The 12,363-nt window shown below is 66.5% G+C and carries 10 protein-coding genes and 1 pseudogene; 2 read left to right on the top strand and 9 right to left on the bottom strand.

Annotation, left to right across the window (positions count from 1 at the left end):
* Nucleotides 1-45: 45 nt before the first annotated feature.
* The 9 genes and pseudogenes from RHA1_RS50685 to RHA1_RS32030 all read right to left on the bottom strand — a co-directional run bounded on the left by RHA1_RS50685 (nt 46) and on the right by RHA1_RS32030 (nt 9,040).
* Nucleotides 46-198 (bottom strand): hypothetical protein, encoded by a 153-nt coding sequence (locus RHA1_RS50685; protein WP_167540960.1) that lies wholly within the window; start codon nt 196-198, stop codon nt 46-48.
* 93 nt (nt 199-291) lie between these two features.
* Nucleotides 292-1,071, bottom strand: a complete 780-nt coding sequence (locus RHA1_RS46515) for a helix-turn-helix domain-containing protein (RefSeq protein ID WP_167540959.1) — start codon at nt 1,069-1,071, stop codon at nt 292-294.
* Nucleotides 1,072-1,141: 70 nt separating this feature from the next.
* Nucleotides 1,142-1,282, bottom strand: coding sequence for a hypothetical protein (locus tag RHA1_RS50680; protein WP_167540958.1), 141 nt, complete (start codon nt 1,280-1,282; stop codon nt 1,142-1,144).
* Nucleotides 1,283-2,678: 1,396 nt separating this feature from the next.
* Nucleotides 2,679-4,421 (bottom strand): recombinase family protein, encoded by a 1,743-nt coding sequence (locus tag RHA1_RS32055; RefSeq protein WP_011598406.1) that lies wholly within the window; start codon nt 4,419-4,421, stop codon nt 2,679-2,681.
* Between the two features lie 19 nt (nt 4,422-4,440).
* Nucleotides 4,441-5,080 (bottom strand): annotated as a pseudogene (locus RHA1_RS44725) (DNA-processing protein DprA); the annotation flags it as partial.
* A gap of 56 nt (nt 5,081-5,136) precedes the next feature.
* Nucleotides 5,137-6,645, bottom strand: a complete 1,509-nt coding sequence (locus tag RHA1_RS32045; protein ID WP_041812219.1) for a YifB family Mg chelatase-like AAA ATPase — start codon at nt 6,643-6,645, stop codon at nt 5,137-5,139.
* Nucleotides 6,645-7,001 (bottom strand): YraN family protein, encoded by a 357-nt coding sequence (locus RHA1_RS32040; protein WP_005259362.1) that lies wholly within the window; start codon nt 6,999-7,001, stop codon nt 6,645-6,647. Before RHA1_RS32040 ends, RHA1_RS32045 begins: the two co-directional genes overlap by 1 nt.
* A 210-nt stretch (nt 7,002-7,211) precedes the next feature.
* Nucleotides 7,212-8,084 carry an LLM class F420-dependent oxidoreductase gene (locus RHA1_RS32035; RefSeq protein ID WP_011598403.1) on the bottom strand — a complete coding sequence of 291 codons (873 nt, stop codon included), beginning with the start codon at nt 8,082-8,084 and terminating at the stop codon, nt 7,212-7,214.
* Between the two features lie 53 nt (nt 8,085-8,137).
* Nucleotides 8,138-9,040 carry an Lrp/AsnC family transcriptional regulator gene (locus tag RHA1_RS32030; RefSeq protein ID WP_029539446.1) on the bottom strand — a complete coding sequence of 301 codons (903 nt, stop codon included), beginning with the start codon at nt 9,038-9,040 and terminating at the stop codon, nt 8,138-8,140.
* A gap of 222 nt (nt 9,041-9,262) precedes the next feature.
* Here RHA1_RS32030 and RHA1_RS32025 point away from each other — a divergent pair, with 222 nt between their 5' ends.
* Nucleotides 9,263-10,981, top strand: a complete 1,719-nt coding sequence (locus RHA1_RS32025) for an amidohydrolase (protein ID WP_011598401.1) — start codon at nt 9,263-9,265, stop codon at nt 10,979-10,981.
* A complete protein-coding gene (locus RHA1_RS32020) occupies nt 10,978-12,321 on the top strand; it encodes an MFS transporter (RefSeq protein WP_011598400.1) in 1,344 nt (447 codons plus the stop codon). Before RHA1_RS32025 ends, RHA1_RS32020 begins: the two co-directional genes overlap by 4 nt.
* Nucleotides 12,322-12,363: the final 42 nt, after the last annotated feature.

The raw sequence follows: 12,363 nt of genomic DNA, 5'->3' as shown, positions 1-12,363 counted from the left end.
CGCCAGCGGCGAGGTTGGTGAAGATCCAGGCGAGATAGATGCTCATCAGTCCTCCGTCCAGTGGGTGACGGTCAGACCGTCGAACGGGTGGCCCCTGCCAGGGCTGAGGTCGACGACGGCCTCGGGGCCGACGTTCCAGACCCGTTCCGGGCCTCGGTGCTCGGCAGCCCGTACGACTGCCTCGGTCAGTGCGTCCATGTGTTCTCTCCTCTGGGTGTTGGCTGCCGTGGTCCGGGCAGCAAAAAGGCCCCGTTGTTGGCGGGGCCTCGGGTGGGTACGTCAAGTTGTCGATCAGCTCGCGAACGGATCAGGGATCCTGTGAGGTGCGGATGCAGCTACAGGCACGAGCAACCGTGCCGCTCGCTTCTCGCTCGCGACTGCCTCAACTCGCCATGCGGGCTCGCTGGCGAAGGGGTCGGCGCTCAGCGTCGGCTGAGCTAGCGGATGCAGGCCGGTAGGCCGGTACTCCTCGGGTGCCTCCGAGGCACCAGCAGATGCAGGTTCAGGATCAGGGTCGGCCTGCCTGCTTTTGGCCGGCCGATCCTCTGCAGTTGGTTCTGGACCCGCAACCGCAAGAGACCGGCTCCCATGGCCGGTCTCCTGGTCAGTACTTGCATTACTGAGATGCATTTCTGGATGCATCTCTCTATCTATTCCTATGGTGCTCCGGTTCGGAGCAGGTACCTGCTCCCGTTCAGAGCAACCCCTGCTCCCGTTCGGAGCAGGTTCGGTGGTAGACCTGCTCCCGTTCGGAGCAGGTTGCCTGAGACGTTCGACCTCATCCGGTGCGAACGGGATGTTCGACATCTGCAGGTGCCAGATCTCGAAGTCCCAGACCTGGGCCACCTTCTTGCCTGGCTTGTAGTGGACCTCCCGAACCATCCAGCCGCGCTCCTCGAGTTCGATCAGAGCAGCGGCCACGGTGTTACGTCCCATGCCTAGCTCCTTGGCGATGTCAGCAGCCGACTGCTGCCACTTCTCGTCATGCGACCAGGCGAGTAGGGCCACAGATCGGGCGTGGGCCGACAGCTTTGTGTCGCGAGCCAGGGCCATCGGGATGCCTGCGTACAAGAACCCTCCTCCTGGAGCGTGAGCCCCTCGCTTGTCCCCGACCAGGCCGTGGTGTCGGACGATGTTTCGACTAGACATTGCGACTGGCCTCCAGCTCGGCGATGCGCTGTTCGGCAGCTCGCAGACGCAAGCGGTACATCTTGCAGTCGGTGCGTAGGATCCGGATCTCGCGTCGCCAGCTAGCAGGCAGTCGATCGAACGTGTCTTTCATGTGGGCATCCCTTCGGGGTGATGTGGTGTGGCCGACGACACGCGTCGTCGGTTCGCCTCCTGGGCGTGATTGCTCCTGCCACCTGGGCAGGGCTGTACCCGGCTGTGTGCCGGGGAGTTCGTGGTCAGGCCTGGTCAGACAGGGCCTGCATCGTCCGCAGCGCATCACGGCAGCGGACTCGGTACGCGCGCTCGTTCAGTCGAGCGCACTGGGCACAACCGCCGTTGGCGCGGCGGTCGCGGGGTGATCGGATCAGGTGCCGCCCGCTGCGGCACATGGTTGCTTCTGGCATGGCGACCTCCTTGGTCGTAGTCGATGGGTGCATCGGTGAAGGGCCGAGAAAAACCCCGGCCTGCCATGACCAGCAGACCGGGGCTCTCGATCAAGTAACCCTCCCCAAAAGGAGTCGAGACGGTAACCAGCCGTCTCTCCGCTGGTAAGGACAGCGGCCTACCGAGGTTCAGACAACCTCGGGAAGTTCAGGCGGTCGGCGGAGGAGAGAACAACACCGACCGACCTCCGGGTGCCTGGGGAACACCCGGATGCGGCGAGCACCGACCTACCGGGGCTCAAGCTCGCAAGATTGGGGGATGTCAAGCTGGGCAGCTCAGCGGCTGCCCGATGACTGAATAAGGTGGAGCGCCCATCAGGCGCTCTCCAGGAGGAGCCGCAGACGCGGGCTCTCAGAGGGCCTCTCGAAGGCCCTCATATATAAGTAGGCGATAATTTTCAAGCTCAACCGTAGATTGTGAGGCAACTCACTAAACTAGGTCGGGCCTTCTTAGGCCCTCGTAATATATATACGAGCGAATTGTCAAGCCACACCCTGAAGTGTGGCGTAGTTCACTTCATCACCAGGAGGGCCTCTCAGGCCCTCATATGTAGATAGGGGTCTGTTCGCAGCCTCAATCTCAGATTGTGATGCAGTTCACCGGGCTTTTTCTCTTCCCACCATATATGGGTGAAACATCGACGGGTTTGTAACAATGAGTGACCGAGATCACCGGGTCTCTCAACCCTTCCCACCATATATGCCTGTAACTCGTCAGGAATTGATCCTGTCGGTTTCCGGCCCTCTCGTTGTGTATGCGCCTGACAAGGGGGTTCTTGTCAGGGTGCGTGACGCACCTAACACATTCGGGCCTCTCGGGAGGCCCTCAATCTGTATATGCCCCTAACAACGGTGGGTTTGTTAGGGCAGTGTGGCCGAGGTCACCAACAGCTCATTGCGCCGTAGCGCCAAGGGTGCCCTTGGGTACCCAGACCGCGAGAAAGTCGCTCAGCGTGGATCTGAGGGCCAGCACGGGCGTCCCGCCTAGAGGCTCTCGGCTGCAGGATTCAGGTGGTCCGAGGGTGTCGGGGCCTGCCGTGCGGTTTGGCCGGCCCCGGTGCCCGGTCACTCCTCGGGGATGTTCAGCGGCAGCTCGAACCGTTCACCGGACTTCGTGACGAACACTGCCTTGCCGCTTCCTGCGTCGATGTCGACGTGGGTGATACCGATCTCGCCCAGACGGGTGTAGTTCCTGGTCAGGGTTCCGATGGTTCCTGTCACGGCGACTTGCTCGGCCATCTTTCGCACCTCGCCCAGCTCCAGGTGAACTCTCGGCTTCTCGCCAGCGCTTACCTGCTCAGGTACTGGGCGCTTGTCGTAGGTGACCCTGACACCCATATTGCGGAGGTAGACGTTCCTCGCACCCGTGTCGAGTGCTGCCCACCACTCGGCGAACGTCTCGCCGGTCGGCTCCCAGGTCCATCCGGCGGGCCGTGGTGTGGCGGCTTTCAGCCGCTCGTAGAGCTTGGCGTCTGCCTCGATCAGCGTGTCGAGTGTGGCGCGCTGCGGAGTGCCTGCCTTGTACGCACCGACACCGATCAGGCCGGTTCGGTCAGCGAGTCTGGCCTCGACCTCGGCCAGCTCAGATGCGTTGTCCTCGCCTGGGTTCCAGACGTGAGCGAGCCTCTCGGAGTCGCCCATGAGAACCAGGATCGACTCCTCCACGAGGTCGTCCAGTTCGTAGGTCAACACCGACGGGTTGCCACAGTTGGCCCCGTCCTGGATCGACCGGCACCGGTAGCGGTCCGAGCGTCCGCCTTGGCCCTTTGCCCGATACACCGGCTGTCCGCAAACCCCGCAGTACAGCACCCGCAGCAACATCGAGTTGATCCGCTTTGTGGGTTCCTTCTGCAGCTCGCGGGCCTCAAGCTCCGCGACGACCCGGTCGAACAGTGGCTTGGGCAAGATCGGCTCTGCCCGCTGTACCGGCAGCCCGTCGGGGCCGCGAACGATCTCCTCCGGGCCGTACAACTTCGCACCCTTGGCGCTGAGCTTGGGCTTTCCCTTCGAGTCGGTGAGCGGCTCGCGGCGCAGCGCGTACCCCAGCATCGCCGGGGACATCAGTCGACGCTTGAGCACGTTCGAGTGCCATTTGTGGCCCTCGGTCTCCTTGCCCTTGCGTTGTTTGACCAGGTCTCGGGCCGTGGTCGCCCCGCGTGCGTTGAGATCGTCTGTGATCCTCCGTAGCGGCTCACCCTCGAGCACCCGGTCGACAACCTCGAGGATGATCGGCACCACATCGGGATCATGGACCAGGCGCCAGCCGTCCGGGGTCTCCTCGGGCATGTACCCGAACGGAGGAGATCCGCCTACGAACTTGCCGAGCTGGACGTTATGCCGATGCGCGGATGTCGCGCGCTGGCTGATGCCTTCTAGTTCCATCTCGGCGAACGAGGCAACGAGCTGGGCGATCAGTGCGCCGATCGTGGTCGACAGATCGAAATGCGACTCGGTCGCGGACACCATGTTGACATCGAACCGCTCGGACCAGGCGATGACATCGTGGAGGTGCCGGACTCGTCGAACGAGCCGGTCCACCCGGTAGAACACGACCGTGTCGAACTCGCCGATGCGTCCGGGGTTGTCCTTGCCGTCGCCGATCCACTGAGACAGAGACGGTCGCTCGAACGGCGACGTCGTGCCAGCGCTCACGTCGAGATCCTCGGCCACGCCCACGACTTCCCAGCCGCGAGCTGCACAGAAGCGCTCGCAGGCCTCTAGCTGACGCTCTGGACTGGTCGTCTCATCAGTCAGCCGGGACAATCGGATGACGATCAGTGCGCGTGTCGGCTTGTGCTGCGGATCCATGGTGTTAATGTACCTGGAGCGAGTACTCACTGATCACCGCACCGTTCTGCGCGATCTGCCGCAACATGCGCGCATGCCCCGCCGGATACGCACGATCCACACCACACGCGAGCACCGCCACCGTCAGGCCCCCGACACCCAGCGCTGCCCGATGCGCGGCACCATCGACCCCGAACGCCGCACCCGACACGATCGTCCACCCGTCGACGGCGAGATCACCGGAAATCTCGGCAGTCACGTGCTCGCCGTAGGCACTCGCCGCCCGCGTCCCCACGATCGAGATCGCCCGATCGGTCAGTTCGGCCACCGGCCGCGAACCGAGCACCCACAGCGCCAACGGCGGGCCCTCGTCCCGCGATCGGGACAGATTCCCGAAGCCGAGGAGCCGCCACTGCGGCCACTCGTCGTCGTCCGGCGTCACGAGCCGGCCACTCGTCGTCGTCCGGCGTCACGAGCCGGCCACCCATCCCCGCCACCAGTGCGAGATCGTGCGCGGCGGTATCCACATGCGCCCGGGCAACGGTCCGCTCCCCCAGCATCTCCGACAGGTCCCGCTCCCGCACGGCCCGCGCCGCCTCCTCCGGACCCACCTCCTCCACGAGCCGCGACAGCGCCGGGCTCGGCCCCTGCACCACCTTCGACAGATACGCCCACGCCAACCGCCGCGGATCCTGGACCACATTCAGACCGCTTGCACCACTTCGACTTTCCACTGTCACTGAAAGCTCCGATCACGAAACCCCAACGCGGTGACCACCTGCTCCGGGCCCGGCATGTCGAGTCCCGCCAGATCGCTCACGGTCCAGGCCACTCGCAACGCCCGATCGGCGCCCCGGGCCGTGATCAGTCCCTTCCGTAGCGCACGCTCCACCGGCGCCAGCGCGGGCCGTGCCAACCGGAACTTCTGCCGCAGGGTCGGTCCGGGCACCTCCGCGTTGGTGCGCCAGCCGTAGTCGCTCCACCGCTCGCCGGCGGCCGCCCGCGCCTCCGCCACCCGCTGGCGGACGTCCTCGGTGCTCTCCCCGACCTCGTCTTTGAACGCTCCGGTCGCGACGGCCTGCATCCGCACCCGCAGATCCACCCGATCCATCAGCGGTCCCGACAGCTTCCCGAGGTAGCGTCGCCGGGCAGTCGGTGCGCACACGCAGTCGGCTTCCCGCGCGGGCGCGCACGGGCACGGATTGGCCGCGAGGATCAGCTGGAAGCGCGCCGGATAGCGGGCGACCCCGTCCCGGCGCGCGATTCGCACCTCCCCGTCCTCGAGCGGGGTCCGCAGAGCTTCGAGGACCTTGGTTCCGATCTCGGCGCACTCGTCGAGAAACAGCACCCCTCGGTGGGCGCGACTGACCGCGCCGGGCTTCGCGACCCCGCTTCCCCCGCCGACGAGTGCGCTCACGGACGCGGTGTGGTGGGGTGCGATGAACGGCGGCACGTCGATGAGGGGACGCTCGGGCGGCAGGAGCCCGGCCACGGAGTGGATTGCTGTCACCTCGAGCGATTCACTCTCGGTGAGCGGGGGCAGAACCCCGGGAAGTCGTTGCGCCAGCATCGTCTTCCCCACGCCGGGTGGGCCGGTGAGCATCAGGTGGTGCGCTCCCGCCGCCGCCACCTCGATGGCCCAGCGCGCCTCTGCCTGACCCACCACCTCGCTCAGATCGGCGCGCACCGGTTGCGCAACCCACTGCGCCGGCTCCGGATACTCGAGATCCCGCTCCTCCCGCAGCCACGCGATCGCCGCCCGCAGGTCGTGCGCGCCGAGCACCTCGACACCACCGACCAGCCCTGCCTCGGGCAGCGACTGCACCGGGACGACCACCGTCGCCCACCCCGCATTCTTCGCCGCGAGCACCGCAGGCAGAATCCCGCGCACCGACCGGAGCCGCCCGTCCAGCGCGAGTTCTCCGAGCAGAACGGTCTCGCGCAGCCGCTGCCGCTTCACCTGCTTTGCCGCGTCCAGCACGGCAGCGACGAGGGCGAGATCGTAGACCGAGCCGACCTTCGGCAGCGTCGCCGGCGACAGCGCGAGGATCACCTTCGAATCCGGCCACTCCTCGCCCGAGTTCGCCACCGCGGCCCTGATCCGGTCCCGAGCCTCCTGCAGCTCGGTGTCCGGCAGCCCGACCAGATGCACCGCGGGGAGTCCGCGGCCGATATCGGCCTCGATCTCGACCAGTTGACCGTCGACCCCGGTCACGGCCACCGAGTGTGCTCGCCCCAGTGCCATCAGAACGCATCCCGGACGTGTTCGATCTGGGGCTGCGGACCGTGCCCGATCATGATCGCGACCACGTCGAACCGCACCCGCGACCAGTGCCGGCCCGAGTCCCGCAGCCACTCCACGGCCAACAGGCGGATCCTGCGCTGTTTCGAGAACGTCACCGCCTCGGCCGGACTGCCGTATCCCAGGCCGCGCCGTGTCTTCACCTCCACGAACACGAGCCAGTCTCCCTCTGCCGCAATGAGATCGACTTCCCCGTATCGGGATCGCCAGTTCCGGTCGACGATCTCCATGCCCGCCTCGGTGAGATACCGGGCGGCCAGATCCTCCCCATGTGCACCAAGCGCGAGATTGTGCGCCACAGCAGCCTCCACCCCGTCCCCCGGCGGCCCACCGATGCAAACCGCGTCTCTCGCACCACCGTGCCCGACCCGCATTCCGGGAAGAGGTGCCCGAACTGGGCGAACGAATTGGGCTGTGTATGAAGTGCACGTTGTGGACAACTCGGCACTGCGCGGCAAGTGTTCACCCCAAAGGCCCAGGCCAGGGCTGTCAAGCCGGTAATCGAACGGTCAGCCGAGCGCGGGCATCCATCGGCGCGCGAGCGATGCCACCCAGTCGGCGGCCGCGCCGGGATCCCCGGGTGGCGACTCGACGAGGACGAGTTCGTCGACTCCCGCCTCGGCCAGCGCATCGACGTCGGAGGGGTCCACTTCCCGCAAGGCTACGGCCAGGCGCAACTCCTCGGCGTCGCGCCCTGCGTCCCGGCACAGTGCGTGGATCGTCCGGATTCGTTCGGTGACGGCGTCGACGCCGTCCAGGCTGAACCCGTACCAGCCGTCACCCCACGCCGCGACCCGGCGGAGTGCCGCGTCACTGTTGCCGCCGAGCACGACCGGAATCCGGCGATCACGCACGGGTTTCGGATTGACCCGCACCGAATCGACGCGGACGAACGCACCCTCGAACGTCGCGACGTCGTCACGCCACAGCGTGCGCATCGCCGCAACGTATTCGGCGGCGCGCTCGCCACGTCCCTCGAACGGAATGCCGAGCGCAGCGAATTCTTCCCGGGACCATCCGATGCCCACGCCGAGCGTCAGCCGGCCCCCACTCATCAGATCCAACGTCGCGGCCTGCTTGGCCATGAGGACGGGATTGTGTTCGGGCAGTAGCAACACTCCGGTGGCAACGCCGATCGTGTGGGTGGCAGCGGCGGCGAAGCTCAGCCCGATCATCGGGTCGAGCCAATCCGCGACGGCGGGGACCGCGATCCGGCCGTCGTCCGCGTACGGATACCGCGACTCCGACCGGTCCACCATCACGACGTGCTCGCCTGCCCACAGCGTGGCGAATCCGCTGTTCTCGGCGGCAACCGCGACCGAGTCGATCACCGCGCGACGAGCGCCGGTGCCGATCCCGAGTGCGTGCAACCCGAGGCGCATCGGCCGATCGTCTCACAGTTACCCGGCCGAAGTGACTCGCTTCCGGGACGCTTCTATCCGCGGACGTCGAGGCTACGGGCGTAGTGCTCCTTGAACACCTCGAGATGCGTCCAGGTCTCCAGGGCCATCACACCGTCGATCGTCCGGATGTGTTCGGCAAGGGCGTAGAGGTCACCCGACGAGTCGGCGGCGACCGTGCCGATCAGGTCGAATCTGCCGAGTGTCCGCGCCAGGAACTCGATACCCGGCAGGTCCTCGATCTGCGCGCACGCCTCCCGGTCCCGCGATCCGAGGCTGACACCGATGCCCATGGCGAGGGTTCTGCCGCCACCGCGGCGCCTCACGACGGCTCCGACGCGCAACGCGGTGCTGTCGATCAGATGGTTCACGCGATTCCGCGCCGCACTCGGTGAGAGCCCGGTGCGTTCGGCCAGTTCCAGAAACGGCATCCGCCCGTTCCGTTCCAGTAACTCGATGAGCGCGACGTCTTTTGCGTCCAGTCGGACGTCGGCCCGTAATGCGCTCTTGGGCATGAAGATTCCCTTGATGACATCGGCGTAGAACAGCGTGTTGACGGTGCGGACACCGGGTTCCGCACGGATCGCGGCGATGGCGTCGTAGAGGTCCCGCTGGTTGGGGACGCGCAGTTCGGCGATGATGTTGTACTGCCCGCTCACAGCGGAAATGTAGACGGCCGCCTCCGACGCGCAGAGTGCCTCGGCGACGGGACCCACCGGCCCCGACACGGCGACGGACACGTGTGCCATCGCCTTGAGGCCCAGCAACTCGGGGTGTGCGACGGCAACGACACTCACCGTGCCCGTGTCGAGCAGCGTCTGGACGCGCGTGGACACCGCGGCGCGGGGTGCGCCCACGGTCGCGGCGAGCTCCCGATAGGTTGCGCGACCGTTCGACTGCAACGCCGCGATGAGCTTGGAATCCAGTTCGACAGTCATGATGCCCCGAGATTTCTCGATTTCTTTCTGCATTCCCGACAGACAAGAAGAATCGCACAGATCCCAATATTCTGCGAATCGGTGCAAATCTGCTCCAACTACTGAACACATTCGTCGTCGAACGATCGCTCCGAAACTTTGATGTATTGCGTAGCCGCTGGTCAGGGCGTAATTTCCCTCCCAACCGGAACGTGACCCACACCACCATCTCGAAGGATCACCATGCGCAAGCTGTTTCACCACGAGGCGTCCCCCCTCGACGCCACCGCCACCGTCTTCACCGGTGGCACGCTCCGCACCGTGGACGCAGACACCGAGGGCGCCGAGGCCTTCCTCGTCTACGGCAATCGCTTCGCCGCGGTCGGCACCGCTGCGGAATGTCGTGAGGAAGCGCGGAGGATCGGCACCCGGACGACGGACGTCATCGATCTCGCCGGGGCGACCGTCGTACCCGGGTTCGTCGATCCGCACGCCCACCCCCTGATGTACGGCCAGATGCTCAGCTGGGTGGACTGCGGCCCCGAGAAGGCACGCACCATTCCCGAGATCGTCGCACTGCTCCGGGAGGCGGCGGGGAACCAGCCTGCCGGGATCCCGGTGCGTGGGTACGGCTACGAGCACCGCAACCTCGTCGAGGGCCGTCATCCCACGAAGGAGGAACTCGATCAGGTCGGTACCGACCGCGAGGTCTACCTGATGAACGCCAGCGGCCACGGCGGCGTCGTCAACACGTTCACCCTCGAGCTCCACGGCGTCACCCGTGACACCCCGAATCCGCCCGGCGGCGAGTTCTTCCGCGACGCGGACGGCGAGCTGACCGGCGAACTGTCCGATGCCGCCTGCAACATCCTCACCGGCGTGAACGGCGTCAAGGTCGGTCATCACGGCCCGAACTTCCACCTCGAGGACGAACCCGAGGAGCATCTGCGGCAGCTCTCCGTGGCGCAGGAGAAGTTCCTCGAGGGCGGCGTCACCACGATCGGCGACTGCCAGGTGACGCGGCGCGAGTTCGACATGTACCTGCGACTGGCGGAGCAGGGCCGGCTCGAGACCCGGGTGAGCATGTACCTGCTCAGCCACCTGCTCGATCACGCGCTCGACACCGGGCTGCACGGTGCGTTCGGCAACTCACGTCTCGCGTTCGGCGGGATCAAGTTCTACGCCGACGGCACTCTCGGCGGTTGGACCGCCTACTTCCCTGATGGGTACGTGGGCGACCCGTGCCGGACCGGGCAGCTCTATCACGAGCCCGCCGACTATGCGGCGCTGATCGCGAAGGCACACGCCGTCGGCCTGCAGACTGCGACGCATGCGCAGTCGCCGACCGCGATCGACATGGTCCTCGACGCGATCGAGGCCGCGCAGAAGGCGCATCCCGACGCCGATGCCCGTCACCGCATCGAGCACTGCGGGTTGCCGACCCCCGAGCAGATCACGCGGATGCACGCACTCGGTGTGTACCCCGTCAACCAGCCGCAGCACTACTACAACTGGGGCGAGGGCGTGACCGCGGCCATCGGCACCCCGGGTGAGCGTTTCAATCCCCTGGGCGAATTCGTCGAAGCCGACGTACCGGTCACGATCAGTTCCGACGCACCCGTCGCCGAGCCCAAACCACTCGAGGCGATCCAGGCCGCCGTCACCCGCATCACCCGGCAGGGACATCAACTCGGCTCGAACGCATTGCGACTGACCGCCGCCCAGGCCCTCACCGCGCACACGCTGAACGGGGCCCGCGCGCTCGGACGGGAATCCGAACTCGGCAGCATCTCCCCCGGCAAGCGCGCCGATTTCGTGGTCCTCGGCGCCGACCCTCTCACCGTCGACCCGCACACCATTGCCGACATCGAGGTCCGTGAAACGTGGATCGACGGCGAATTGGCGCATTCCACCCGCAGCGACCTACTCTCGACCACTGCAACCACCGAGGATCAGCCATGAGTCACGACACTCAGATCGCCAAGGCCCGCAAGGCGGGTTTCGCGGCCTTCGTCGGCACCACCATCGAGTGGTACGACTTCTACGTGTACGCCACGGCGGCGGCCCTGGTGTTCGGTGAGATCTTCTTCCCCTCCGACACCGACCGCCTGACCGGCATCGCCGCCGCGTTCGCCACCTATGCGGTGGGCTTCTTCGCCCGCCCGCTCGGCGGCATCGTCTTCGGACACGTCGGCGACCGGGTCGGCCGGCGGACGGCGCTCGTCGTGACACTCACCCTGATGGGCGCGGGCACGTTCCTGATCGGTGCGCTGCCGACATACGCGCAGATCGGGTTCTGGGCGCCGCTGCTGCTCGTGATGCTGCGTTTCGTGCAGGGTTTCGCGGTGGGCGGCGAATGGGGTGGCGCCGTGCTGATGGCCGTCGAACACGCGCCCGAGGACAAGAAGACGTTCTACGGCGGATTCGCACAGCTGGGCAACCCCGCAGGCGCGCTGCTCGCCACCGGGTTCTTCAGTGTCCTCTCGACCTTCGGCGACGACGCCCTGCGGGACTGGGCGTGGCGGCTGCCGTTCCTGTGCTCGGCGCTCCTGATCGGCGTGGGGTTGCTGGTGCGACTGAAGGTGGAGGAATCCCCCGTCTTCGAGTCCGAGGTGCAGACGGCGACCGAACCCGAAGCGCTGCCGCTGAAGTACGCCATCGTCACCAACTGGCGCCCGATCCTGCTCGGCATGGGCATCCTGCCCGTCGCGGTGGGCGGCTACTACCTCGTGACGACGTTCATCACGGCGTACGCCACCGACCCGGACGTCGGGCTGTCCGAGACACTCGTCCTCAACGCGCTCAGCGTTGCCGCGGTGGTGGAATTGATCGCCACGCTCGGAGTGGCGTGGCTCGGCGACAAGGTCGGCCGGATCCGCGTGGTGATCTACGGACTGCTGGCCGTCGCGGTGCTCGCCGCGCCACAGTTCCTGGTCCTGACGTCCGGGTCGGTGGTCCTGATCTTCCTGACCTTCGCCGTCATGCGGCTCGTCCTGGCCGCGACGTACGGTCCGATCGCGGCGGTGCTGTCGCAGATGTTCCGGCCGCAGGCCCGGTACACCAGCATCTCGCTCGCCTACCAGGGCGCCGGCGCGATCTTCGGTGGACTGTCGCCGTTGGTGTCCACGCTCATGTACCAGGCCACCGGCAGCGTGTGGCCGGTGATCGGCCTCCTGATCGGAATGTGCGCGGTCAGCATTCTCTGCCTGCTCGTGGCGCCGCAGCACGTCGATCACGTCGACGGCGAGTCCGACGAATCGGTGGGCGACCTCGGCGCCGCCCGGGCTGGGGCCTCGAGCTGACATCCCCGTGAGTGGCAGGGCCGGTGCTGCGTGCGCAGCACC

It is taken from the genome of Rhodococcus jostii RHA1 (assembly GCF_000014565.1).
In the GTDB taxonomy this organism is placed as follows: domain Bacteria; phylum Actinomycetota; class Actinomycetes; order Mycobacteriales; family Mycobacteriaceae; genus Rhodococcus_F; species Rhodococcus_F jostii_A.
Note: the sequence above shows the minus strand (reverse complement) of the source record. Positions and strands in the feature narration are given on the sequence as shown.

What these genes read in the sequence shown, in the direction of transcription:
- RHA1_RS32055 (WP_011598406.1), bottom strand. Translation starts at nt 4,421, where the DNA reads ATGGATCCGCAGCACAAGCCGACACGCGCACTGATCGTCATCCGATTG.
- RHA1_RS32045 (WP_041812219.1), bottom strand. Translation starts at nt 6,645, where the DNA reads ATGGCACTGGGGCGAGCACACTCGGTGGCCGTGACCGGGGTCGACGGT.
- RHA1_RS50680 (WP_167540958.1), bottom strand. Translation starts at nt 1,282, where the DNA reads ATGAAAGACACGTTCGATCGACTGCCTGCTAGCTGGCGACGCGAGATC.
- RHA1_RS32020 (WP_011598400.1), top strand. Translation starts at nt 10,978, where the DNA reads ATGAGTCACGACACTCAGATCGCCAAGGCCCGCAAGGCGGGTTTCGCG.
- RHA1_RS32030 (WP_029539446.1), bottom strand. Translation starts at nt 9,040, where the DNA reads ATGACTGTCGAACTGGATTCCAAGCTCATCGCGGCGTTGCAGTCGAAC.
- RHA1_RS32025 (WP_011598401.1), top strand. Translation starts at nt 9,263, where the DNA reads ATGCGCAAGCTGTTTCACCACGAGGCGTCCCCCCTCGACGCCACCGCC.
- RHA1_RS50685 (WP_167540960.1), bottom strand. Translation starts at nt 198, where the DNA reads ATGGACGCACTGACCGAGGCAGTCGTACGGGCTGCCGAGCACCGAGGC.
- RHA1_RS32035 (WP_011598403.1), bottom strand. Translation starts at nt 8,084, where the DNA reads ATGCGCCTCGGGTTGCACGCACTCGGGATCGGCACCGGCGCTCGTCGC.